Annotated in this window: 25 protein-coding genes and 4 pseudogenes; 10 read left to right on the top strand and 19 right to left on the bottom strand. The window is 49.6% G+C overall.

Annotated features, from left to right (window positions below):
• A pseudogene (locus tag C7N83_RS06055) lies at positions 1-285 on the top strand (transposase); the annotation flags it as partial.
• 207 nt (positions 286-492) lie between these two features.
• Here C7N83_RS06055 and C7N83_RS06050 read toward each other — a convergent pair.
• Positions 493-1227 carry a substrate-binding domain-containing protein gene (locus C7N83_RS06050; protein ID WP_106741343.1) on the bottom strand — a complete coding sequence of 245 codons (735 nt, stop codon included), beginning with the start codon at positions 1225-1227 and terminating at the stop codon, positions 493-495.
• A 290-nt stretch (positions 1228-1517) separates the two neighbouring features.
• On the opposite strand from C7N83_RS06050, the pseudogene C7N83_RS06045 reads away from it, so the two are divergent.
• Positions 1518-2113: pseudogene (locus C7N83_RS06045) on the top strand (IS1595 family transposase).
• A 357-nt stretch (positions 2114-2470) separates the two neighbouring features.
• Here C7N83_RS06045 and C7N83_RS06040 read toward each other — a convergent pair.
• From C7N83_RS06040 to C7N83_RS06030, 3 genes are all read right to left on the bottom strand, one after another.
• Positions 2471-2767, bottom strand: coding sequence for a hypothetical protein (locus C7N83_RS06040; RefSeq protein ID WP_106741341.1), 297 nt, complete (start codon positions 2765-2767; stop codon positions 2471-2473).
• 311 nt (positions 2768-3078) lie between these two features.
• Positions 3079-3684, bottom strand: a complete 606-nt coding sequence (locus C7N83_RS06035) for a nitroreductase family protein (protein ID WP_106741339.1) — start codon at positions 3682-3684, stop codon at positions 3079-3081.
• Positions 3685-3699: 15 nt separating this feature from the next.
• Positions 3700-4098 (bottom strand): DoxX family protein, encoded by a 399-nt coding sequence (locus C7N83_RS06030; RefSeq protein WP_170064829.1) that lies wholly within the window; start codon positions 4096-4098, stop codon positions 3700-3702.
• Positions 4099-4200: 102 nt separating this feature from the next.
• Here C7N83_RS06030 and C7N83_RS06025 point away from each other — a divergent pair, with 102 nt between their 5' ends.
• Positions 4201-5100: a LysR family transcriptional regulator gene (locus C7N83_RS06025; RefSeq protein ID WP_106741338.1), complete on the top strand. Its 900-nt coding sequence runs from the start codon at positions 4201-4203 to the stop codon at positions 5098-5100.
• 133 nt (positions 5101-5233) lie between these two features.
• On the opposite strand, the gene C7N83_RS06020 is transcribed toward C7N83_RS06025, so the two are convergent.
• Both C7N83_RS06020 and pdxA read right to left on the bottom strand, forming a co-directional pair.
• Positions 5234-6235, bottom strand: a complete 1002-nt coding sequence (locus C7N83_RS06020) for a S49 family peptidase (protein WP_106741336.1) — start codon at positions 6233-6235, stop codon at positions 5234-5236.
• 94 nt (positions 6236-6329) lie between these two features.
• Entirely contained in the window at positions 6330-7319 is a 990-nt protein-coding gene (gene pdxA / locus C7N83_RS06015) for a 4-hydroxythreonine-4-phosphate dehydrogenase PdxA (protein ID WP_106741334.1), read from the bottom strand.
• Positions 7320-7569: 250 nt separating this feature from the next.
• Between pdxA and zupT the strand changes: the two genes are divergently transcribed.
• From zupT to C7N83_RS15865, 3 genes are all read left to right on the top strand, one after another.
• A complete protein-coding gene (gene zupT / locus C7N83_RS06010; protein WP_106741333.1) occupies positions 7570-8379 on the top strand; it encodes a zinc transporter ZupT in 810 nt (269 codons plus the stop codon).
• A 437-nt stretch (positions 8380-8816) separates the two neighbouring features.
• Positions 8817-9635, top strand: a complete 819-nt coding sequence (locus C7N83_RS15870; RefSeq protein ID WP_342747594.1) for an MFS transporter — start codon at positions 8817-8819, stop codon at positions 9633-9635.
• A complete protein-coding gene (locus C7N83_RS15865; protein ID WP_245911148.1) occupies positions 9593-9907 on the top strand; it encodes an MFS transporter in 315 nt (104 codons plus the stop codon). Before C7N83_RS15870 ends, C7N83_RS15865 begins: the two co-directional genes overlap by 43 nt.
• Positions 9908-9975: 68 nt before the next feature.
• On the opposite strand, the gene C7N83_RS06000 is transcribed toward C7N83_RS15865, so the two are convergent.
• The 9 genes from C7N83_RS06000 to C7N83_RS14685 all read right to left on the bottom strand — a co-directional run bounded on the left by C7N83_RS06000 (position 9976) and on the right by C7N83_RS14685 (position 17593).
• Entirely contained in the window at positions 9976-10173 is a 198-nt protein-coding gene (locus C7N83_RS06000) for a hypothetical protein (protein ID WP_106741331.1), read from the bottom strand.
• A 268-nt stretch (positions 10174-10441) separates the two neighbouring features.
• The gene (locus tag C7N83_RS05990; RefSeq protein ID WP_106741330.1) at positions 10442-13270 is read right to left on the bottom strand and encodes a valine--tRNA ligase; all 2829 of its coding nucleotides are present in this window, start codon (positions 13268-13270) and stop codon (positions 10442-10444) included.
• 195 nt (positions 13271-13465) lie between these two features.
• Positions 13466-13759 (bottom strand): helix-turn-helix domain-containing protein, encoded by a 294-nt coding sequence (locus C7N83_RS05985; RefSeq protein ID WP_106741328.1) that lies wholly within the window; start codon positions 13757-13759, stop codon positions 13466-13468.
• A gap of 292 nt (positions 13760-14051) precedes the next feature.
• On the bottom strand, positions 14052-14876 hold the full coding sequence (gene map, locus C7N83_RS05980) for a type I methionyl aminopeptidase (protein WP_281256745.1): 825 nt from the start codon (positions 14874-14876) through the stop codon (positions 14052-14054).
• Positions 14877-15080: 204 nt separating this feature from the next.
• Positions 15081-15680: a PspC-like choline-binding domain-containing protein gene (locus C7N83_RS05975; RefSeq protein WP_106741325.1), complete on the bottom strand. Its 600-nt coding sequence runs from the start codon at positions 15678-15680 to the stop codon at positions 15081-15083.
• 76 nt (positions 15681-15756) lie between these two features.
• Entirely contained in the window at positions 15757-16365 is a 609-nt protein-coding gene (locus C7N83_RS05970; RefSeq protein WP_106741324.1) for a BON domain-containing protein, read from the bottom strand.
• Between the two features lie 81 nt (positions 16366-16446).
• Entirely contained in the window at positions 16447-17040 is a 594-nt protein-coding gene (locus C7N83_RS05965) for a phosphoheptose isomerase (RefSeq protein ID WP_106741322.1), read from the bottom strand.
• 7 nt (positions 17041-17047) lie between these two features.
• Positions 17048-17395, bottom strand: coding sequence for a YraN family protein (locus C7N83_RS05960; protein WP_106741321.1), 348 nt, complete (start codon positions 17393-17395; stop codon positions 17048-17050).
• A 39-nt stretch (positions 17396-17434) separates the two neighbouring features.
• A complete protein-coding gene (locus C7N83_RS14685; protein ID WP_211296591.1) occupies positions 17435-17593 on the bottom strand; it encodes a hypothetical protein in 159 nt (52 codons plus the stop codon).
• 286 nt (positions 17594-17879) lie between these two features.
• Here C7N83_RS14685 and rsmI point away from each other — a divergent pair, with 286 nt between their 5' ends.
• Positions 17880-18758 (top strand): 16S rRNA (cytidine(1402)-2'-O)-methyltransferase, encoded by an 879-nt coding sequence (gene rsmI, locus C7N83_RS05945; RefSeq protein WP_106741316.1) that lies wholly within the window; start codon positions 17880-17882, stop codon positions 18756-18758.
• A gap of 49 nt (positions 18759-18807) precedes the next feature.
• Here rsmI and C7N83_RS05940 read toward each other — a convergent pair.
• The 4 genes and pseudogenes from C7N83_RS05940 to C7N83_RS05925 all read right to left on the bottom strand — a co-directional run bounded on the left by C7N83_RS05940 (position 18808) and on the right by C7N83_RS05925 (position 22232).
• Positions 18808-19627, bottom strand: a pseudogene (locus tag C7N83_RS05940) (alpha/beta fold hydrolase family protein).
• The gene (locus tag C7N83_RS05935) at positions 19624-20256 is read right to left on the bottom strand and encodes a phosphatase PAP2 family protein (protein ID WP_106741314.1); all 633 of its coding nucleotides are present in this window, start codon (positions 20254-20256) and stop codon (positions 19624-19626) included. Before C7N83_RS05935 ends, C7N83_RS05940 begins: the two are co-directional and overlap by 4 nt.
• Before the next feature lie 179 nt (positions 20257-20435).
• Positions 20436-21103, bottom strand: a pseudogene (locus C7N83_RS05930) (transposase).
• 319 nt (positions 21104-21422) lie between these two features.
• Positions 21423-22232 carry a competence/damage-inducible protein A gene (locus tag C7N83_RS05925; protein ID WP_106741313.1) on the bottom strand — a complete coding sequence of 270 codons (810 nt, stop codon included), beginning with the start codon at positions 22230-22232 and terminating at the stop codon, positions 21423-21425.
• Positions 22233-22543: 311 nt separating this feature from the next.
• On the opposite strand from C7N83_RS05925, the gene C7N83_RS05920 reads away from it, so the two are divergent.
• The 3 genes from C7N83_RS05920 to C7N83_RS14680 form a co-directional block, all read left to right on the top strand.
• Positions 22544-22912, top strand: coding sequence for a hypothetical protein (locus C7N83_RS05920; protein ID WP_146135102.1), 369 nt, complete (start codon positions 22544-22546; stop codon positions 22910-22912).
• Positions 22913-22962: 50 nt separating this feature from the next.
• Positions 22963-24306 carry an argininosuccinate synthase gene (gene argG, locus C7N83_RS05915; protein ID WP_106741309.1) on the top strand — a complete coding sequence of 448 codons (1344 nt, stop codon included), beginning with the start codon at positions 22963-22965 and terminating at the stop codon, positions 24304-24306.
• A 340-nt stretch (positions 24307-24646) separates the two neighbouring features.
• The coding region (locus C7N83_RS14680; RefSeq protein WP_170064827.1) for a hypothetical protein at positions 24647-24826 on the top strand (180 nt) is incomplete at its 3' end.

Genomic DNA, 24826 nt, shown 5'->3' with positions numbered 1-24826 from the left:
GTCTGCCTGTTTCCGCTGCCCCGGAGCCGTACGCAAACCGATTTATACGACCAATGCGGCAGAGGCGGTACACCGCCAGTTTCGGAAGCTGGCCAAAACCCAAGGCGCATTCCCCAATGAAACCGGCCTGCTGAAGCTTTTATATGGCGGTATCGGTAAGGCTTCGGGGAAAAATGGACGATGCCGATTGCAAACCGGGGGCAGACGCTCGCGCAGTTGGCGGTTTGTTTTGACGGCTGGGCGGCATTATCCGGTTGTAGAATTCAAACTGACACAGGATTTTGAACGGCCTTGGTACACCAAAAGAACAACTGAAAATTTTGCGAATTTGGTGTGATATTTGGGGCTAATCAACGTCAGTCTCAATTATTTTCCCGGATATCCAAAGGCCGTCTGAAAACCGAACCGATCCTTCCAAGGATACAATTGGGTTTTCAGACGGCCTTTTAGCAGACATGCTATTTGTCTGAAAGAAGCCCTCAGGCCGAAAAGTTAATTCCAGCCATGTTTTCTAAAAATTGCTTTGCCTTCTTTTGTTTTCATAAATGCGATGAACTCTTTAGCCAATTCCGGATTTTTTGTAATGTGTGTCAATGCGATAGGTGTTCCTCTGATTACATTAATTGCTTGCGGAATCTCTACTTTGTCCGCATGATTCCCCAGAACTTTTTGCCATGAAGAAAAATTAATCCATGCGTCATAAGAACTGTCGGCTTTCCAAGCAGCAACGCCTTCTGCATTACTTGACAAAGGTTCTGAATTATTTTTCTGGATGCTTTCAATTAATCCGACCTTTCCTGCAATGTCTTCCCACAGGCCAAGCTGTCCTGCGCCATTAACATCAAGAATTTTAATTCCCGGTTTGGCCAAGTCCTGCAGTGTCCTGATATTTTTCGGATTTCCTTTTCGAACCAAAATACTCATCTTTCGCGGATACAGTTCATAACGCTCTTTTCTGTTGATGAAGCCCTTATGTTGCAGTTCAATATTCGTGAGCATGTATTCGGCCCCGCCATAAACAAGATCTGCATTTTCTAACGCTTTATTGATCCACTTTTGTTGCGGACCGAAAATTACATTAATCTTCACCCCTTTTCTCGCAGAAAAAATCTCAGCGGCTTCTGATATCGGTGCCGACGGGCCGCCCGGCCCATAGATATTCAAGGTGCCGTTAGCCATAGCACTCATTGCGGCAAAGAGAGATAAACATGTAAAGATGAATTTCATTTTATAATTTCCTTTCTGATTGTTTTAAATATAAACCATATGTCAATTTAAAATACGATTTGTTTATTTTTGTATAATACATTAATATGGTCTTTGTAAAAACCCTTTCCAAAGCAAAAAGCTTACTTATTATAACAGTCTATTTATTGGACATTAAGGTTGGTATTTACCAAAAAATCTTTTTAAAATAAAATCTTATAGGCTGTACTAGATAACTCGGGAAGTTCAAATTAAGTCAGAATTATCCCCATCGCAAAAGTCGTCTAAGCCGGTACAAACAAAACAAACTCATTGGGCTGCTTGTTGCAGGAGTTACCGCCCGAACAGCATCCGGGTTAGCTGGCGTAAACAAAAATACCGCAGCCTGTTACTTTCATTGTTTACGGTTACTTATTTATCAAAACAGCCTGCATTTGGAAATATTTGATGTGTAAGTAGCAGTTAATGAACGGTATTGGCAGACAAGGTAAAGGCAAACGCAGTCGTGGTGCTGCCGGCAAAATCGTTTTGTTCGGGCTTTTGAAGCAAAACGGTAACGTTTTTACTGTTGCTATACCCATACACAAACAGCTGCCTTGCGGCCAATTCTCCGTGAACAGGTTAGACCTGACAGCATTGTTTATACGGACTGTTATCGCTGTTATGATGTGTTAGATGTGAGTGAATCCACTCATCACCGTATTAGTCACAGTACGCATTTTGTAGGACGGCAAAACCACATTAACGGGATGGAAAATTTTTGGACCGGGCAAAGCGCATGCTACGGAAATACAATGGAATTGACTGGAAATTTTTTCCATTATTCCGGAAAGAATGCGGGTTTCGTTTTAACTTTGGGATACCAAAAGAACAACTGAAAATTTTGCGAATTTGGTGTGGTATTTAAGGTTAATCTACGTCAGCCCCAAATGTAATTTATTCTAGTTATCTAAGACGGTCTCAAATCTTATTATCCCGGTTTATACCCGAATAACGGCGGCTTTTGTCGGATTCGGCATCATTACCTCCTTGTTTCATTCAAATGTAAATAAAACAGGAAGATTGCGTTTCAGGCTGTTATACGCGTTTCTTAGTTTTTATGGGTATCCCCTTCTTGCTGCCGGCCCTGTCATCACTGCGCCCGTCAAGATAACTTTATATGCATACATCCAACGCCTTATGACAGTCTGCGTCAGTTGTACTGAACAGGCTCTGTCTGCAAATGATTTCAATACTGTCCCTGCTTCCGATTTCGGCCTTCTTGTCAGATAGTTTCTAATTGTTTTCTGCCGGTGAAACTGACCAAGCTGAAAGGGAATATCAGGATACGGTTTTTCCAGCCTGCTAAAGCCGTCGGTATTAATACTTTGAATACTAAACCTTTGTTTTGATTTTTTTTCAAACCTACTTTGTACGACTCTACTGTTTCATGGCCGGTAAATTGGATATGGCCAACCGTTCCATTGAGTTGGTTGAGAAATGCCATGACGCCGAAACTGCTACTGAGATAAGTTGTATCCATCACGACATCGGCAACGGTTTGCGGGTTGCTTGACGGCAATCGGTGCCAGTCTGATTTTACGGCGGTTCTTCAATTGCACCGATAACCTCGAACCGGCTCCTGATGAGTTTCTTTGCCGTGAATTTATTGGTGCGCAAACTGCTCGGGAGAGGAGGCTTTGGGGTAGGAATGGGCTTGTTACAACGAGAACATTTATATCTTTGCTGTTTTTACGACCGTACTGATTATGCCGCTTTGATGGTAAAAAGGACATTTTTTATAAATATTGGCAAAAATCGCTAAAAGCCTTATATGATAAGCATTTTAGCGATTTTTACCAACCTAAAATGTCCAATAGTCCGAAAAAAGCATTACGCGCCGAAGACTTTGAAACGTTCTGGCAATGGTGCGAATTCTTTTTCACGGGCCGGCGCTTCGATGCCGCCGATAACCATTTGTGCGCGCAAAGTCCAGCTTTCCGGCAAGTCGTATTCCTTGGCAATTGCTTCATCCGGTAACGGGTTGTAGTGTTGCAGGTTGGCGCCGATACCGGCTGAGGCTAAGGTTGTCCAAATGGCGTATTGGTGCATGGCGTTGGTGTGTTCTGCCCAAATCGGGAAGTTTTCGGCATAAGACGGGAATTGCTCCTGCAACCCTTTCACTACCTTTTGGTCTTCAAAGAACAAAATTGTCGCAGCGCCAGCTTTGAAGCTGTTCAATTTTTGTTCGGTCGGCGCAAATTTTTCCGCCGGTATGATTTGGCGCAAGGCTTCTTCGACGAAGCCCCATACTTTTTCGTGTTCCGCGCCGAATACCACTACAATGCGCGTCGATTGCGAGTTGAATGAGGAAGGCGTATGCAACACAGCATGCTCAATGATTTGGTTCACTTCGTCATTACTGATCGGCAGCTTTTTATTCAATGCATAAATCGAACGACGGGTTTCTGCTGCTTGCTGTAAATCGTGATAAGCCATTTTAATTCCTTTAGGTCAATGAGTTTTTTTAAATTGGTTATCTAACGCCAACGCGCCGCCGCCTGCTGCGGCGATGTAGATGAAGATAAAGCTGAATAAAGCGGCTGCTTCACCGCCGTTCAATAAAGGCAGTAAGGCGTTGGGTTCGGTGTGTGTTATAAAATAAGCCACCGCCGTCTGCCCTGACAAGACAAACGCAACCGGACGGGTAAACAAACCCAGCAACAGTAAAATTCCGCCGAAAAATTCCAAAATACCGGCTATGCCGTAAAGGGAAAAAATCTGCAAACCGTCAAACATTTCAATATGCGGCAGGGCAAACAGTTTGGCTGAGCCGTGCAACATAAACATATACGCAGCGGCGATGCGCAAAATCGACAAGAGCATGGGTTGGAAGCGTGTTAAGAAATTCATTTTTGTTTTCTCCTTATTTAATAATTAATGATGCAGTATAGATGATTCTTTTTGATTAATATATACTCCTTTCATTAATACACTATTTCCGGATAAGAAAACATGGATACCTTATTCAGCCTGAAAGTCTTCCGCCATGTGGTGCAAAACGGCAGCTTTACCCGCACCGCCGAGCAACTCCATATTTCCACGGCGATGGCCAGCAAACATGTCAGCCATTTAGAAAACACCATTAAAGCCAAGCTTTTACACCGCAACAGCCGCTACCTGCACTTGACTGAAGCAGGCGAAGAATACTACCGCCAATGCAGCTACGCGCTTGATACGCTCGACACCGCCGCGCAAAAAGCTGCCGGCGGGGCAGACAAACCGCAAGGCATGCTGCGCGTGACCATGCCGCTTTGGTTTGCCAATAATCTTTTAAGCAGCTGGCTGGTGGAATACCGCGAGCATTATTCCGAAGTCACGCTGGATCTGGTACTCAGCAACCGCCACGTCGATTTGATTGCTGAAGGGTTCGATTTGGCTTTGCGCGTTTCCAAAACGCCCAGCCCTTCACTGATTGTAAAACCTTTGGCGGTGATTCAGTTTGTGTTGGTGGCATCACCCGAGTATATCCGTCAGCACGGCAAACCGGCCACACCCGAAGAAGCTATGCAGCACAAAGCGATTCTGCCTTCCTACACCAACAACCAACACAATGTTGAAATCACCCACGTCGCCACCGGCGAGAAATCCATGCTTAGCTTAAAACCGGTCATGCTTACCGACCATACGCTGATGGTGCGTGAGTTGGTGAAAGCAGGCGGCGGCATCGGCTATCAACCGTTATGGGCGGTGCGAAAAGACTTGGAGGACGGCTCATTGGTACGGCTTCTGCCCGATTACACCTTGATTTACGACCAACTCAACGCTGCTTATGTCGACCGTGCGTTTTTGAGTGCTAAAGTCCGCAGTTTTATTGATTTCATTAACGAAAAAATTCATCAGTCCAATTATTAGGCTGGGATCTTTGCAAAAATCCGACCAATCTCAGACTGCCGTTATCGGGCGTTATTTTGTTGGCTTTGCAAAGCTTTCAGGCCGTCTGAATACAAACATTTGTTTTCAGACGGCCTTAGTTCACTGCTTCGGCTTAACGCCACATTTTTGCGAGTGTTTCTTCTATTTTGGCTTTTACTTCCACTCCAAAGCGACGGCTCAGCAGTTTGCTCAAATTGTCTTCCGGTGTGTAATCTACCAATTCCGGTGCTTTCACCACATCGCGCGCCACGCTGTAGATGCTGCCGAAATCGTCAATCAACCCCACATTTTTCGCTTCGATGCCGGTATAGATGCGACCGCTGAAAATATCGGGATTTTCTTTTTCTTTCAAACGATTGCCGCGGCCTTGACGTACGGCTTTAATGAATTCGCCGTGGATTTGTTCCAGCATCTGCTGCCAGATTTTCGTTTGCTCGGGTGTTTCAGGGGTAAACGGGTCACCCATGCCTTTGTTGCTGCCCGAAGTTTTCAGACGGCGTTTGATGCCCAGTTTGTCCATCATTTCCGATGCGTCAAAACCGTCGCTAATCACACCAATACTGCCGACCACGCTGGAAGGGTCGGCGTAAATTTTATCGGCGGCGGTGGCAATGTAATAGCAGCCCGATGCGCAGGTCTCTTCCGCCACTACATACACCGGTACGTTTTTATGTAACTCTTTCAGACGGCGTATTTCGTTGAACGCGATATTTGACACCACCGGTGCCCCCCCGGGGCTGTTGGCGCGAATTACAATCGCTTTGGCATTACCGTTTTTGTAGGCGGCCTCCATACTTTCGCGCAGCATTTGCGCTTGGTCGTCGTGGCCACCGCCGATGGTGCCGTGCAAGTTAATTACGGCGGTGTGCGCCTTATTGGTGCTTATCGCCATCGGATTGTTTTTCCTACCGGTCTGGGCCATGCTGAAGATAAAAGACAAAAATACCAGCAAGCCGATAGCACGCCAGAAGTTTTTCCAAAACCGCGCACGACGGCGGTCTTTATAGACTTCGAGCAACACTTCGCGCAAGGTGTGGCGTTCCCAGCTTTCAGACGGCATCTGATTCGGATTTTCGTTGGTTTGGCCGCTTTCGCGGCGGATTCGGTATTGCATGATGATCCTCTTTATTAAACGCAAGATTAGATTGTATAACAAAAGGCCGTCTGAACACACGTCATTTTCAGACGGCCTGATTATTCAGACAGCCTTAACGTGTGCCGTTGCGCGCCATTTCCAAAGCCGTGGCCGCCGCTACCATCAGGCTTCCTGAATCAGCTTTACCGCTGCCGGCCAAATCCAAGGCCGTGCCGTGATCGACCGATGTACGGATAAACGGCAACCCTAAAGTCACGTTCACACCTTGCCCGAAGCCGGCATATTTCAAGGTCGGCAGGCCTTGGTCGTGATACATCGCCAACACGGCATCGGCATCTTTGAGCATAAACGGCTGGAACACGGTATCGGCAGGATACGGCCCGCGCACCTCCACACCCTGTGCCTGCAACTGTTTCAGTGCGGGAATAATCACCTCGATTTCTTCCCGACCCAAATGGCCGCCTTCACCTGCGTGCGGATTGAGTCCGGTCACCAAAATGCGCGGCTTGTCGATACCGAATTTGTCGCGTAAACCGGCATGCAGAATCTGCGCCACGGATTCAACCAAAGGCCGGGTAATTGAGGCGGCAACGTCTTTCAGCGGCAAATGCGTTGTCACCAAAGCCACGCGCAAACCACCGCCCGCGAGCATCATCACTACTTGTTTCGTGCCGCTTTTTTCGGCCAGATATTCGGTGTGTCCGCTGAAAAAACGGCCGCCGCCGTTGTTAATCACGCCTTTATGCAGCGGTGCAGTGACCATACCGGCAAACAAGCCGTCTGAAATACCTTGATAGGCAGTATCCAGCAATTGCAACACATATGCCGCATTATTCGGATTCAGACGGCCTGCTTCACAAATATCGTTGAGCGGCACATGCCACACTTCCAACACGCCGTTTTGTTTTCCAGACGGCTTTTGCGCATCAAAAGCTACCAATTGCACCGGTTTACCCAGCCTCTCTGCGCGCTGTTGCAACAGATTTTTGTCGCCCAATACCACCGGACGGCACGGCAAACCGGCAAACGCCAAATCCAAGCAGATATCGGGACCGATACCGGCAGGTTCACCGCTGGTGACGGCTAAAATCGGTTGGCTCATAGCAGGTTCCTTAATATTCGAATAAGCATCAGTTTCTCTCGACAGTAATATTTTTTCAAGTCTTGAGCCTTATTTTTGACACAAGAATACGATGGCTGCTCCATTTTTTGTTCCGCTGCATTTCATTGCCCCCGACAGCTGGCAGTCAATCACGTTTTCTACCTTGCCTACTGCAAAAATATTAATGATAATTATTCTTTTTTGTGATAATCTGTCTCCTTTCCATTAAAACAACGTCATGACACACATCATGTTAGAAATCAGCTCATTTAATCTTTGGACGGCTTTCGGCATCACCTTGGCCGCAGGTTTATTTACCGTATTGGGCAGCGGCTTGGTTATATTTTCCAAAACACCCAATCCGCGGGCCTTATCCTTCGGCTTGGCCTTTGCCGGTGGCGCGATGGTTTATGTTTCGCTCACCGAAATTTTCGACAAATCCAGAGAAGCCTTTGCACAAGCGCATGGCGAATCACACGGTTTTGCCGCCGCCACGATGGCCTTTTTAATCGGTATGGGCGCCATCGCCCTGATTGACCGCCTTGTCCCCAATCCGCATGAAACATTAGACGCACAAGACCCTGCATTTCAAGAAAGCCGCCGCCAACACGTTGCCCGCATCGGCATAATGGCCGCTTTTGCCATCACTGCACACAATTTCCCGGAAGGTCTGGCCACCTTTTTTGCTACGCTCGAAAGCCCCTCGCTCGGCATGCCGCTGGCCTTTGCCATCGCTATCCACAACATTCCCGAAGGTATTTCCATTGCCGCCCCTATTTACTTCGCCACGCGCAACCGAAAACTCACCGTCTCAGCCTGTCTCGCTTCGGGCTTGGCCGAACCTTTGGGCGCCATTCTCGGCTATACTCTTCTCAAGCCTTTTCTCTCGCCGGCGATTTTCGGTGGTGTATTCGGCATCATCGCCGGTGTGATGGTGTTTCTCGCCTTAGACGAATTACTGCCCGCCGCCAAGCGCTATTCAGACGGCCACGAAACCGTTTACGGCCTTACTTCCGGCATGGCGGTGATTGCTTTAAGCTTGGTTTTGTTTCATTTTTGAATGATTTTTAAAGTATTAAAAAACAGGCCGTCTAAAAACAATTCGGTTTTCAGACGGCCTGCTTATTATCATCAATCAGGCCTGATAGATTATTGAATAGCCGACATCTTAAAATTTTATTACAATTGTCAAAGTTTTGTAACACTTTTCATGTTCTCCGACATAATTCAGGCCGCAAACTTCCGATCAGCTTGATTTGTTTTCCCATTAGATTAAGGATTGGCTTATGCCGTCATTTCTCAGATCCAAACCGGGCAAACCGGTTCCTGGAGCGGAACTGCTCAACCGTTACAAACGCTTACGCCGGCATGCGCTTTTCGGTATTTTTCGGCTATGCTGCTTATTATATTCTGCGCAATAACTTCTTGCCCTCTTCACCTGAGTTAATCAACTAATTCGGTTTCATCAAAAAAGACATCGGTTTTATTTCCGGCACCATGTTGGTGGTGTACGGCTTCAGTAAAGGTGAGATGTCTGCACTGGCAGACAAACCCAATCCGAAACACTTTATGATTTTCGGTTTGGTGATGTCAGGCGTGGTCAACCTGATGATGGGGTTTTCCGCTTCGTTTTGGATTTTCCTGTTTCTGTGTATTCTCAACGGCATTTTCCAGGGCATGGGCGCAGGTCCTGCTTATGTGGTGTTGACCAGCTGGTTTCCGCGTAAATCGCGCGGCGTGACAACGGCCTTTTTTAATATTTCCCACAATGTCGGCGGCGCCATCGCTTGGCTTGGTACCGAACATTGGCAGGCTGCCTACTTTATCGTGCCGACTGCGATTGCTGCAGTGGCACTGACTTTCTACATTTTCGGCAAAGGCTGCGCCTACAACGAAGGTTTGCCGCCGATGAACCAAATTCTGAACAATGCCGATGAAGAATTGGTAGTCACCAAAACCGAAGATGTCAATTTAACCACTTGGCAGATTTTCAAACAATACATCTTAAAAGACATCAATGTTTGGTTCGTCTCATTTATCGATGTGTTCACCTACATGATCCGCTTCGGCATATTGGCTTGGTTACTGCTGTATCTCTTGGAAACTAAAGGCTTCAGCAAAGGCCAAATGGCCACCGCGTTTGCCATTTTCGAATGGACGGTGCTTCCGCCAACCTTGCCGGCCGGTTATGTGACCGATAAATACTTCAAAGGCAAACGTATGTCTTTGGCCATCGTCACGCTGCCATCTTCGCCTACCGGGGTGGGTAGGATTTGGCCACCGTTACTGTCGGTGCAGGCATTATCGGTTGTTTGATTTATGTGCCGATGTTCTTGTCGTCATTGCAAGCTATCGAACTGGTGCCGTCATTCGCTGCCGGTTCCGCCACCGGTTTGCGCGGCCTGTTGAGCTATGTATTGGGCAGTTTCTCCGGCACTACCCTGTTTGGTATTCTGGCTGAACGCTACGGCTGGGACGCAGGTTTTTACCTGTTGCTGTTCACCGTAGTGGCTTGTATTTTCTGCTGCTACATGACCCATCGCGGCGTGATGAAGCTGGAACAGAAAAAACTGCACATTTCGCAATAAAAACAGCATTAAGCCAGAAGGCCGTCTGAAAACAAATTATTTTCAGATGGCCTTTTTCTTTACCTGTTTTATCTGCCGAATAAATTCGCAACCGTCTCAACCTGTTCCTCACTGACCTGCGTTTCACCCAAGCGTGAGGCTACCGCCCATTCTCCGCTCAAGCCATATTTGGCGGAAATTTCTGCCCATTTTTCCAGCTTGGCTTCGTCAGTGGCGTTTTTCGGCAACGGTTCGGTTCTGATGATGGTTTTCGATAGGGTGTGCATAACAACTGGCTCTTTTTGGCAATATTATGATTATAAAAGAAACAAGGCCGTCTGAAAGATGAAACTTTCAGACGGCCCGAGATCTTGCAAAATCCCTATCTTTGGCACATTTCTTCGTTATGCGTTGCTCGGAAGCTTGTTTATCTTTATGATATGTCGCGCTTTCTGTGCCGCCCTAACTTCAAACTGCACTCAAATCCGGGGTTTTGCAAAAGTCTCTACCTTTATTGCCATTCCAAGATTGTCATCAAGTTATTCAACTCGATGATCAGTCTTTCAATTTCTCCAACTGGCTCTGCACTTTAGCCATTTTGTCTGTCAATTCGGCCAATTCGGCGCGGTCTTTTTCGACCAGATGCGTGGGTGCTTTGTCGGTGTAACCGGGTTTGCTCAGTTTGACATTGAGTTTGTCCAAGGCTTTTTGCAGTTTTTCGGCTTCTTTGGTCAGGCGCGCGGTTTCGGCGGCTTTGTCGATTTCCACTTTTAACATTAGGCGCGCATTTTGGCACACGGTGACCGGTGCGTCATCGCCTTCCGGCAGTTTTTCGACTTTGTTGGCCTCGGTTAAGCGGGTCATAGACGGCAGATATTTCAGCAGCGCATCATCGACATCGCCTTCAACAAACAGCGGTGCTTTCACGTTCGGTGCAATGCCCATTTCGCCGCGCAGGTTACGCACGGCACCAATCAAGTCTTGCAGCGCGGTCATTTTGTCAAAAGCCGTCTGAACGATTTTGCTTTCATCGGCTACCGGCCATGCGGCAACCATGATACTGTCGGTTTGCTTGGCGTTGGCCAGTGACGCAACAGCCTGCCACAGCTCTTCGGTGATGAAGGGCATAATCGGGTGCAGCAGGCGTAGAATCACTTCCAACACACGCACGAGGGTGCGGCGGGTGGTGCGCTGTGTGGTCGGGCAGCCGGTTTGGATTTGCACTTTGGCGAGCTCGATGTACCAGTCGCAGAAATCATTCCACACAAATTCATACAGCGTTTGCGCGGCCAGGTCGAAGCGGTAGGTGTCGAAGGCTTCGGTCACGGCAGCTTCGGTTTGCTGCAGGCGGCCGATAATCCATTGGTCAACGAAGGTGTAGGCCAGTGGATCGGTTTCGTTTTGGCCGCAGTCTTTGGCTCCCACGTTCATCAACACAAAATTGGTTGCGTTCCACAATTTATTGCAGAAGTTGCGGTAGCCTTCGGCGCGTTTGAAGTCAAAATTGACGCTGCGGCCGAGGCTGGCGTAGCTGGCCATGGTGAAGCGCAAGGCATCGGCACCGAACACGGAAATGCCTTCAGGGAACAGTTTCTTCGTTGATTCAATCACTTGAGGCGATTTTTCAGGACGGCGCAGGCCGGTGGTGCGTTTTACCAAAAGCTGTTCCAAATCGATGCCGCCAATCAAGTCCACAGGGTCAATCACATTGCCTTCGGATTTGGACATTTTTTTGCCTTCGTGGTCACGCACGATGCCGTGGATATACACGTCTTTAAACGGCACTTTGCCGGTGAAGTGGGTTGTCATCATAATCATGCGCGCTACCCAGAAGAAGATGATTTCGTAGCCGGTAACCAACACATTACTGGGCAAAAAAGCTTTCAGTTCGTCGGTTTCAGACGGCCAGCCCAAGGTGGAGAACGGTACCAACGCAGATGAGAACCATGTATCAAGCACGTCTTCATCACGGGTCAAGCCACTCTTACCGGCCAATTTTTCGGCTTCTTCTTGGTTGCGGGCGACGAATACGTTGCCCTCATTGTCATACCAAGCCGGAATTTGATGACCCCACCATAATTGGCGTGAGATACACCAGTCTTGAAGATTGTTCATCCATTGGTTGTAGGTGTTGACCCAGTTTTCAGGGATGAATTTCACCGCGCCGCTGTCAACGGCGTGTTTGGCTTTTTGCGCCAAGCTCATGCCTTTGAATTCGCTCTCAGGCTCGCCACCTTTTGGCGCGGCACTCATTGCCACAAACCATTGACTGGTCAGCATAGGCTCGATCACCGAGCCGGTGCGGTCGCCTTTGGGGGTCATCAGCGTGTGCGGTTTCACTTCGGCCAGCAAACCTTGTGCTTCCAAATCAGCCAGCATTTGTTTGCGGGCGGCAAAGCGGTCGAGTCCGGCATAGGTTTCCGGCAGGGCAAAGCATGCTTGTGCTTCGCCTTTGAAGTTGAACACTTCGGCTTGGTTCAAGACTTTGGCTTCCAAATCAAATACGTTCACCAACACGGTGTTGTGGCGTTTGCCGACTTCGTAGTCGTTGAAATCGTGTGCCGGGGTGATTTTTACGCAGCCGGTGCCGAAATCTTTTTCCACGTATTCATCGGTAATCACCGGAATTTTACGGCCGGTCAGCGGCAGCAGCAATTCTTTGCCGATTAAGTGGGTGTAGCGTTCGTCTTCGGGATTCACGGCCACGGCCACGTCGCCTAACAAGGTTTCAGGGCGGGTGGTGGCGACAATCACGCTTTCAGTTGGCGTGTCGGCCAGCGGATAGCGGATGTGCCACATCGAGCCTTGCTCTTCCACGCTTTCCACTTCCAAATCAGAAACGGCAGTACCTAACACAGGATCCCAGTTTACCAAGCGTTTGCCTCGGTAAATCAGGCCTTGTTCAAACAAACGAACAAACACTTCGGTCACGGTTTCGGCGCGCACGTTGTCCATGGTGAAGTATTCGCGCGACCAGTCGGCCGAGCAGCCGACACGGCGCATTTGTTCGGTAATCGTGCCGCCGGAAATGTTTTTCCATTCCCACACTTTTTCCAAGAAGGTTTCTCGACCCAAATCATGGCGCGAGATGTTTTCTGCCGCCAGCTGACGCTCTACCACAATCTGCGTGGCGATACCTGCATGGTCGGTCCCAGGAATCCATACGGCATTGTAGCCTTTCATGCGGTAGTAGCGCGTGAGGCTGTCCATGATGGTTTGGTTGAAGGCATGACCCATGTGCAGGGTACCGGTGACATTGGGCGGCGGCAACTGGATAGAAAAAGAGGGTTTGGAAGTGTCCATATGCGGCTGAAAATAGCCTGCGGACTGCCAGTTTTGATAATGTTTGTCTTCGATTTCGGCGGGGTTGTATTTGTCTAGCATGATGAATTATGTATGGTGAAAATATGACAAAACATCCGCCCCAACCGTCAAACGTGCTCGTTTGACGGTGTGGCAGATGTCGACAACGATAATGAATGGTCGGATTATAACGCAAAAAGGCCGTCTGAAACGAGAATCTGCTTCAGACAGCCTTGATTTTACATCTGCTTGGCGACAGGAATAAACAAAACGGATTTATTTATTTTTGTCAGCCTTGGCTTCTTTTTTCAAAGAAGCATACAGCTGCGGATCGCGGTTTTTCAACAAAGAAGCAACGGCCAAATCGTCGCGGTTGACTTTTGACAAGTCCACACGTTCGATATGAACCAAACGCAACAGCTCACGTACCGGCTTCGGCATATTTCGGCCGGACTCGTAACGTGAACCACCGGACTGTGTCACACCGATGCGGCTCCAAAAGTCTATTTGATTTAAACCGAGTTTTTTGCGGATGTCGCGGATATTGTCAATTTTCTCAAATGACTTCATGAGATTTCCTTCTTATCGTATATTTTTTAAGTCTAGCAGTATTTCAAAAAGTTTTGCCGAATCAGGCCAGCTGAATGGCGACGCTAAATTAAATCATCAGCACTATATCAATACCCCATTGTACAGACATATTAGACAGATTATTCGAAAGAAGTTTTATTATGTTTGTCATAATCCGAATAAATATTTCTTAGAGATAAATGTTCAAAAAATAATTTATATAAACATCAATATCTTACTGTTAACAATATACTAAAATTTCACTAAATTTTACAAAAATAAACGGTTTCGCTTACGGCTTGCCGCCGGCCGGGCTGATGGTCAGGATTTCATAGCCGGTTTCGGTAACCAAAACTTCATGCTCCCATTGGGCAGACAAAGAGCGGTCTTTCGTCACCACCGTCCAACCGTCGGGCAGTATACGCAAATGGCGTTTACCTTGATTGATCATCGGTTCAACGGTAAAAATCATGCCTGGTTCTAGCACCAAACCTTGCCCTTTCCGGCCGTAATGCAAGACTTGCGGCGCTTCGTGGAAACTTCGGCCGATGCCGTGGCCGCAGAATTCCTGTACCACTGAATAGCCGGCATTCTCGGCAACCTGTTGGCAGGCATAGCCGACATCACCTAAAGTTGCGCCCGGTTTTACCGCTTCAATACCGGCCATCATCGATTCATGGGTCACGTCAATCAAGCGTTGGGCAAACGGTTTCACTTCACCGACGGTAAACATGCGGCTCGAATCGCCGTGGAAGCCGTCTTTTTTAATGGTTAAATCGATATTGAGAATATCGCCTTCTTTCAAAGGTTTGTCATCGGGGATGCCGTGGCAAATCACATGATTGACGGAAGTACAGCATGATTTCGGATAGGGTGGACTACCGTAATTCAAAGGCGCCGGATAGCCGCCTTGCACGTTGACATGGTAGTCGTACACCAGCTTGTCGATTTCATTGGTGGTGATACCCGGTTTGACAAACGGGGTGATGTAATCGAGGGCTTCAGCGACCAAGCGGCCGAGTTCGCGCATTTTCTCGATTTCTTCGGGGGTTTTGATTACAACCTCATCCATCATTTTGATACATTCCTTTATGTTTTCAGACGGCCTGTGGCGGATGGAAAATTTGAAATAAATCGGGTTTGCCGCCAAAGAATGGCAGATTCAAGGCAAAAGCGCAGCAGATTTGAACTATTTTGCGCTCATTTGTACGGTAGAAACCGGTGTTTCATGGGATAAAACAGATTATGTTCAAATTATCTGTCCGAACCGCCATGGGTGAGGCCATTGAAAGATTTAAAACGGTTAATTACTGCCCGCGCTTCAGAACAAATTATCGATAACTTCTTTTTGCTGCGGTTTAGGTTGCTGTACGGGAGCCGGACGCGGTTCGGCTTTAGGTTCGGGCTGCTGCTCGCTGCGCGGTTGGGCAGGTACGGGCTGCCCGACCGGACGGGAGGGAAAAGCGACGGCCGGACTTTGCAGTGACGGGGCCGGCTGGGCCGGCTGGTTCTCTGCCGGGCGGGCACGGTTGCTTCCGCTGTCGGTACGCTGTCGGGCGCGGCGCGGCTGCTCTTGTGTCTCACGTGATTCGACACGGCTGTCCGAAAACGGATTGCGTGCCGCCTGTTCGTCACTGTCGTCAGCAGCGGTTTGTCCGGCCGGTTGGCGGCGCGATGTGTTGGGGGCATCAGGATTCAGGATAACGGCTTCTTGGCTGTTGTTGCGGTTGGGCTTCCAAACTTCAACATGGTTGGTTTCGCGTTGTTGCTTTTGCGTTTGCTCTTCCTGACGGCGTTCTCTGTCACGTGGTTTGAATGTGCCGACCACGCCGATAATCAGCGCAACAATGGCCAACACACACACGGACAAGGTGGCGGTGATTAAGTGTTTGGGTCTGAGTTGGAATTTCTGTTTTGCCATGAATAGAAACTGTCCGTTAGGGTGGTGAATCCAATGATTCGGTCAGGCCGTCTGAACGTTTCAAACGGCCTGTTTATTATTGTGGAACGTAGTTTTGATAAAGGGTGACGACTTTTTGCACGCCGAGTGTGGTGCTGACTTTTTGGGTAATCAAAGCTTGCTCTTCAGGTGTCAAAATGCCCATGACGTATGTCACGTTGTCGTAAGTCACGATTTTGGTACGTGCTTGAGTGGCCGGATTCACGCCCAACAAAACCGCACGAACTTTGGATGTGCCCCAAGTATCTGCGCTCACTTTGCCAAAATCGCGCGACGGCGTGGCGACAGTGATGTAGTTGTAAATGCCTTCGGCAGCCTGCTCGGAACGGGCGATTTGTTCAACAAAACGCTTTTCGCCTTCGGTCGCCACCTGACCTAACAGCAACAACCGGCGGTTGTAGCTGACGATATTGATTTTAGGCGTATAATCAGCAACTTGGTTGTTTTGGTGCAGATAAGACAAAGCAGTCTGTTCTACGCGCAAGGCCATCACATTGTCATCGGCTTGTGCGCCGGCGGTGCGTCGGTCAACGGCGGATTTGGTGCCGATAGCCGCGCCGCCGATCAATGCGCTGACGCAGCCGCTCAAAGTTGTTGCCAGTAGAGCCGCTGCCAACAGGGTTTTCACATATTGTTTGTTATTCATATAATAACGTCCTTTCGGATGATGTCGAACCGGTTTCAGACGGCCTCAAATTTAAATTAAATAAAGCCGTCTGAACAAAAATCACATGCCTTCGAGCAGCATGGTGTCGATGCAGTCGCACATCGCATGAATCAGCAGAATATGGTTTTCCTGAATGCGTGCGGTGCGCGGATACGGCACATTCAGCAATACATCGTTGTCTTTCAATATGGCCGTTATTTTGCCGCCGTTGCGCCCGGTCATGGCAATCACTTTCATATCGCGTTCATGTGCTGCTTTAATGGCTTCGATGACGTTACCGGAATTGCCCGATGTGGAAATGCCGATTAATACGTCGCCGGCACGGCCGAGTGCACGCACCTGTTTGCTGAAAATATGTTCGAAACCGTAGTCGTTACCGATAGCAGTAAGTGCGGAGGTATCGGTGGTTAGCGCAATGGCGGCCAATTCCATGCGTTCTTTTTCAAAACGGCCGGTCATTTCAGCGGCAAAATGTTGTGCATCGGCAGCCGAACCACCGTTGCCGCACACCAAAATTTTGCCATCGTTCATCAGGCATTGCAGCAGCAATTGGGCGGCTTCTGCGGTTGGCTCAACCAACACTTCCGCCGCCTGCTGCTTGGCTTGAATACTTTCAGTAAAATGCGCCGCCACGCGCTCTTGTAATGTCGTCATTTAAAAATCAACCTGTGATATTTTTCACCCATTCGGGCGGTTGGCTTCCCTGAATCAGCACCGCATCCAAGCGGCAAGGTGCATGATCCAGGCCGTGCTGTTGCAGATAATACGCCACACTGCGTTGCAATTTCAATAATTTGGACGAAGAAATACTGTATGCCGCCCCACCGAATTGCTGATTTTTGCGGTATTTTACTTCAACAAACAGAATCATGTTACCGTTTTTGACAATCAGGTCGATTTCTCCATACGGACAATGCCAGTTACGCACAATCAGTTTACAGCCTTGCGACTGCAAAAACGCCAGCGCTGCCGCTTCCCCTGCCGCACCTTGTTTGTGGTTCATACGCATTTTATTCCCCTTTTATCAATCATTTTCAGACGGCCTGATTTACCAAGTTATACGGGTGTCTTCAGATAGGCTGTTCCGCTTCAAACCGTGCCGTTCCAGGCAGGCAACCCCTTCTTCGCCGAAAGTTTCTTTCAGCGGTTTCTGGGAACGGCTGCGCCAACCCAAGCCGCATTGCTCGGAGATTTTATATTTCGCCATTTCCAGCCGGTTATAGGCTGCTTCTGCCTGTTGAAACAATGCAGTCTGACCAGGTTTGTTCCCCAGTAATATTTTGGCAGGGGAGATTTGTTTGGCAGGGTCTTGACAAGCCCAAAAATCAGCCGCTGCCGGCTTTTGCAGTTTGCACCAACCGATGGGCGAATCGCATGCATCCTATCATGCTGCACGCTGGTAACAACAATGCCGCCATATTCCATACAAAATATTTCATCAGCCTGCTCCTGTTGCCTTAAAATGTAATTTTATTTTCAGACGGCCTGATGCCATGATACAAAAACATTATCAAAAAGCCTGTGACAGCCTGAGCGCCCAAACATTATACGTGGTTGCCACGCCCATCGGCAATTTGGCCGACATCACTCTGCGCGCCTTGGCAGTATTGAAAACGGCTGGCATCATCTGCGCCGAAGATACCCGCGTTACGGCGCAGTTGCTGAATGCCTACGGCCTACAGGGCAAACTCGTCAGCGTGCGCGAACACAACGAACAACACATGGCCGACAAAATCATCCAATACCTTTCAGACGGCCTGACGGTCGCGCAAGTATCCGATGCGGGTACGCCTGCCGTGTGCGATCCCGGTGCGAAACTGGCCGAACGTGTGCGCGAAGCCGGATATAAAGTCGTGCCGGTGGTCGGTGCCAGCGCGGTGATGGGCGCACTCAGTGTCGCCGGTGTGAGTGAACCGAATTTCTATTTCAACGGCTTTCTGCCGCCCAAATCGGGCGAACGGCAAAAGTTACTCGCCCAATGGGCAGAAGCCGGTTACCCGATTGTGATGTTTGAAACCCCGCACCGCATCGAAGCTGCGCTGGCTGACATGGCCTCCCTCTTCCCCGACCGTCAATTGGTGTTGGCACGCGAAATCAGCAAAACTTTCGAAACCTTTTTAAGCGGCACAGTCATCGAGATTCAGGCAGCCGTGCAAGCTGATAGCAACCAAACCCGCGGCGAAATGGTGCTGATTCTGCACCCTGCCGCCAAAGAAAAACACAGCGAACTGCCCGAAGCGGCGCAACAGGTGATGAAAATTTTAGCGTCGGAATTACCGACCAAACAGGCGGCAGATTTGGCAGCGAAAATTAGCGGTGAAAGCAAAAAGGCTTTGTATGATTTAGCTTTGATGTGGAAGAATCAGAATTAACCGTTTAACAAAGGCCGTCTGAAAACACACGTTTTCAGACGGCCTTTTGTCACGCTTCGAATGATGGAGAATAGGTCAGCAGAGTTTGCGGCAACCATCCGATATTCAGACGGCCTTTATCCTTGCCTACAGGCCGGCATGGCCGCTGTGGGGCGGTTGCAGCAAGGTAACGCTGTCGGACACACCAGTAACAGCAGGCAGCACTTCGGGCGGCAGAAACAGGGCGTTGGCGGCATTGAGCATCAGCAGCGGTTTCCGCACTGGTTTGAGATACGGTTTGCACGAGCTTCGGCTGTGATAATCGCAACGGCCGGTAAAGCCGTGCAGCAAGACGGTGAACAAATCGTCGAAATCACCCAGTGTTTTGCAGTTTTTCAACGGAGCGTCCGTCTGAAAACGGTTGAATGCTTCGGCTTTTGGAGTCAGCGAATTAAGAAATAGCGCGTGTAGGGCAGAAGACGGGTTACGCCTTTATCGAAACACGCAGCGGCAGCGGCTAAATTCAAGGGGGAAGACACGGCGGCTGCAGCTTTAGGGAGGGCCTCACTGCATCGTCCGCCAAGGTATTTTACTGGGACATTGCCGCCCGGCGACGCGCTCGTGCCAACCGTGTACTTGCACGGATTTTATCAGTTCCACCGATAATGGCAGCTGCCTTCTAAGCCGTGAAGCAACACCGGCAAAGGCGCGTTGGGGTCGGCGGCATCGAAAAAAAAATCACAGGCAGTCTGCGTTTGGCCGGTATTGTCGGGCAATAGCTCATAGCGATAAACGGACAGATTACCCTGCAAGGTTTTGGCGAAAATGGTTCCGGCATTGCGGTCGCGCAGCCAAAACGGCGTATTTTTTAAGGGCGGAAACGGTTTCATTGTGCAAAACGTTTTCTGAAAAAGGAGTAATACAGCGCGAGTGTGGTCAATGCGCCGTTGGTCCAGCCGACCCATACATCGGTCGGATAATGCACGCCCAAATATATGCGCGAATAACCCATCAGCGCGGCAAAACCAATACCTGCCAGCAAAATGATGCTGCGATGGCGCGAACGCAGGCAAAGCAATACGGTAATGGTAGCGAGTGCGGCGGAAAAGGTGCTGTGGCCGCTGGGAAAAGAACTGTTGGTTTCTTCAATGATGCGCGGCCAAAATTCGGGGCGGGGTCGGGAAATAGAGACTTTCGCCGCCAACATAATCAGCGTCGGCAGCAGCGTGCCCAAGCCGATGAACAGACCATAATCACGCCGCCCGGTCAGCATCAGCCACACCACCAGCAAGATAATCACGGGCATGGCCAGCGAGATTTTGCCGACATAGTGCATCACGCCGGCAACCGGGCTAAACCATTCTCCGGTTTGCGTGTGAATCCACATCATTAAAGGTTCTTCAAAAGCGAAATTTTGTCCGGCGATGACATTGGCGGTGATGATACCTGCCACGGCCAATAATAAGGCACAGACAATCAGGATGGAGGTATAGCGCGGGGATTTAGGGTAGGCATTCATTTAACTGATTGAACTCTTTGTGATTCATGAGGTTAATAAAAACAAAGGCTATAAAAATATTAAATTTGATAGTCTGTCGCATTAGTTTTGGATAATTATTACTTTTTTCTGATTGGAAAAGCAAGTAAAAGCCGGGGCTTTTGTTTGAAAAACTTGTTATTTTTAGGGGCTGACGCAGATTAACCCCAAACACCACACCATTTCCGCAGCATTTCAAGCTGCCCGGACGGTGTGCCGAAGTCAAAGCCGGAACCTGCATTCTTTCAAGAACAGCAGGCAAGATTTACGGCCAACCCCATTGTATTTACGCAAGACGCACTTCGCCCGGTTCCAACAATTTCCAATGCCGCCGATAGGGTTTTGACAGTCTGCAAAAAACTGTGAACGGTTGATGCGCGAACCTGCCCGCATCAAGCACGCCACAGCCCCTGTCACTACCGGTATAAACAATGCTGTCAGGTGTTGTTTGCTGTTTGATAACCGGAAATAACGTATCCTTCCCGTTATTCCCCGCAACAGTGGTACCAACCTTTCCTTGCCGCTTTAAGGTGCCGGATACAGCCGCTTTTCCTGCAGCCGCGCGTCCGCGCTTTCCCTTACGCCGACCGCCGAAATAACCTTCGTCCGGCCCGGTGGGGCCTCTGAAAACCTCATCGGCTTCCTGCGCCAAATGACAGGCTGTCATCCGGCGGGTTTTGCGGTAGGACAACATAGCCCAACCGGGTTGGATACCCAAAATATCAGCGGCTGCACGGGCGGTGGCTTCCGGTACGAAAAACCGGAGGAGTTTTCTTTGGGTATTCTTTGTTAATTTACAATGGTTATCTTCATTTTTGCCGTCTGACATGACGGCTAATCTGCTTCAGCCCCTATTTTTTATCAAGAGACGGCATGCACAACGTTTCATCCACCCATACAACCATTGCCGTGCTTTTCAGACGTTATATAACAAGGCGTCAAGCGGTAATATAAAAAAACTCAAACACCGATTTACCAAACATACGGAGATTTTATATGATAGTCAGTCTTTTTTATTAAATGTCATTATGGTCATCGGCTTCGCATCGCTGGCAGCGTTGTGGGTAAGCGAACCGGATTTGTGACACAGTCTTTAAAAGTTAATCAAAAAGGCCGTCTGAAAGCAACGTTTCAGACGGCCTTTTTATTTATACCGTGTCTTTCAGTTCAGCCCCCAAATCCTGCAAACGCTGCACCACATCCGCCCAAGCCGTATCCAGCAGCGCACAGGCCGCGCCTTCCGCTTTGATGCCAAAATCAATATGGGAATGCACGCGCTGGCCTTCATCATCGGTGCGCGCCACCGTCGGCAGGCTGTACGAGCGCACACCGGGGTAGGTTTGCTCAATGTATTCCATCAGCGGCGTCAAACGCGATTCAGGCTGGCCGAACACATACACGCTGCGGGAACTGCTTTCCACCTGGTTGAAGCGCACGGCGTAATAAGTATCCAACACCCATTCCGCCATCGGGTGCGCCATCACTGGAAATCCGGGGAAGAAATAATGTTCGCGGATGGAAAAGGCGGCGATGTTGTTGAACGGATTGGGCACAATGTCCGCACCTTCGGGAAAATCCGCCATACGCAAGCGGTTGGCATGTTCCGCCGAACCCAACGATTCACCGCGGCCCAAAGTCACGCTGTCGATATTGGCCGCTGCCTGCGGGTGTCGCACCAAGGGTACGCCTAAAGCGGCCGCTGCTGCCTGACGCGTGTGGTCGTCGGGTGTCGCACCAATACCGCCGGTCACAAACGTCGGCAGGCCGTCTGAAAAACTGCGCTGCAACTGCGTCACCAGCAAAGCAAAATCATCGGGCAGATACTGTACCTGATTGAATTTCAGGCCGCGCGTTTCCAACAAAGATTTGAAAAATGCAAAATGCTTGTCCGTGCGCGAGCCGTGCAGGATTTCGTCGCCGATGATGATGAGATTGAATAAATGTTGTCGGTTTTTCATAATCTTTCTTTCCAGAGGCCGTCTGAAAAATTTTCAGGCGGCCCGGGTGCTTCAGTTAAAAGGAAAACCATGCGTGAATACCAGTTAAAGCAGCCGCTGAATGTGGGACAGTATGGAAACTGCATTTTATACCGCCTTCGGTTTGGTGCGGTTGCCGACGGGAAACGGCTGGGGGCATTTGGGGCGGCTTGGCCTTGTTTGTTGTGGCCGCATGGCCGATGTAGCACGATTTTGACAAACGTTGCTGCGAAATCGTGTTTTCAGACGGCCTGGTTTATCAAGTCAGTTGTCCGGACAGGGAACCCTCGGCATTGCGGATTTTTGCGGCGTGGCGGCATTCAGCGATAGTCAGCGCTGCAGAAGCGGCAATGTATATCGGGCTGCGCTTGTTCCTAAAAACCACCTTTCCCGGCCACTGCCGCCGCATGCGGTTGTACAGCAATTTACACATTTACCGCCCTCCCACACACAAACTGCCGACCAAGTTCGCCGACAAATTACGGAAATTGCAGGTTTGCACGATTTTGGCGATGCGGGTGAAGCTGCCTTACTGGAGCCATAAGCCAAATGTTGTTTTTTTTTTAATGAAGAGAAGGTGGTTTGTTTCAAAAAATTCCGCCTTTTCAGACGGCCCGAACTGGATTATCTACCGTATTTATAAGATAATAAACCCAATTTAACGGATATGAGCCTGATAAGCGCATTTATTTTTAGTCTGACAGGATTTTTTATGAGCCAAAATCATACCATTTTGCAGTCGCTGCCGACCGGCCAAAAAGTCGGCATTGCCTTTTCCGGCGGCTTGGATACTTCAGCCGCATTGTTGTGGATGAAACTCAAAGGTGCGCTGCCTTACGCTTACACCGCCAATTTGGGCCAGCCTGACGAAGACGACTATAACGCCATTCCGAAAAAAGCGATGGAATACGGCGCAGAAGCCGCCCGCTTAATCGACTGCCGCGCGCAATTGGCGCACGAAGGCATTGCTGCGGTTCAGTGTGGCGCGTTCCACGTTTCGACCGGCGGCATTACCTATTTCAACACCACACCGTTGGGCCGCGCCGTAACCGGCACCATGCTGGTTTCCGCCATGAAAGAAGACGACGTGAATATCTGGGGCGACGGTTCGACCTACAAAGGCAACGACATCGAACGCTTCTACCGCTACGGTTTGCTGACCAATCCGGCGCTGCGCATCTACAAACCTTGGCTCGACCAACAGTTTATCGACGAATTGGGCGGCCGCCACGAGATGAGCGAATTCTTAATCGCCAACGGCTTCAACTACAAAATGTCGGTAGAAAAAGCCTACTCGACCGATTCCAACATGCTCGGTGCCACCCACGAAGCCAAAGACTTGGAATTTTTGAACACCGGCATCAAAATCGTCAAACCGATTATGGGCGTAGCCTTCTGGGACGAAAGCGTCGAAGTGAAGCCGGAAGAAGTAAGCGTGCACTTTGAAGAAGGCGTGCCGGTAGCCTTAAACGGCAAAGAGTACAGTGATCCGGTAGAATTGTTCCTTGAAGCCAACCGTATCGGCGGCCGTCACGGCTTGGGCATGAGCGACCAAATCGAAAACCGCATCATCGAAGCCAAATCACGCGGCATCTACGAAGCCCCGGGCATGGCCTTGCTGCACACCGCCTACGAGCGTTTGGTGACCGGCATCCACAACGAAGACACCATCGAGCAATACCGCATCAACGGCTTGCGTTTGGGCCGCCTGCTGTATCAGGGCCGCTGGTTTGACAGTCAGGCACTGATGCTGCGCGAAACCGCGCAACGCTGGGTCGCCAAAGCCATCACCGGCGAAGTTACCTTGGAATTGCGCCGCGGCAACGACTACTCAATTCTGAACACCGAATCGCCAAACCTGACCTACCAGCCGGAACGCTTGAGCATGGAAAAAGTGGAAGATGCCGCCTTCACCCCACTCGACCGCATCGGCCAGCTGACCATGCGCAATCTGGATATTGTGGACACCCGTGCCAAACTGGGCATCTACTCACAAAGCGGCCTGCTGCAATTGGGCGAAGGCTCGGTATTGCCGCAGTTGGGCGAGAAAAAATAATCCGGTTTGGTTGAAATAGCTGAACTCGAATCACAAAGGCCGTCTGAAATTAAAATTTTCAGACGGCCTTACATTTGCCTGACAAGTGCAACGTTCCACCAACAGAAAAAGGCAGTATGCGGTAGCATACTGCCTTTCCCGACAACAAAAAGCAACATGGCCGACACACAACTGACCACAAGGCAACGCCTGCATTTCCGGACACGACCGCAAGCAACCCCCCAGACAGACCGCACAAACCATCCTCCGCCGCCAGCCGCAAAATCAAAGCAGAACATACCGTTACCGACAGGCACAGCAACACAGCGGTGCCGGAAAGAAAAACAAAACCGCACAGGAAATGACCGCTGCCGTCAAACAGGCTGTTGCAGGGCCGATTACCCGGAAGTACTGCCCCGAACAGGTCTGCGCCCCCTCCAAACACAAAGGCATCAAACCGCAGCACCGTCATCCCGCCGAAGACCGTAAAACGGCGGCAGCCTTCACACCCGCCGGCGCGCCATTTCCAAACCCCGGCAGA

The sequence above is a fragment of the Neisseria iguanae genome (genome assembly GCF_003013245.1).
In the GTDB taxonomy this organism is placed as follows: Bacteria; Pseudomonadota; Gammaproteobacteria; order Burkholderiales; family Neisseriaceae; genus Neisseria; species Neisseria iguanae.
The sequence above is the reverse complement of the archived record's forward strand: the minus strand, read 5'-3'. Positions and strand labels throughout refer to the sequence as shown.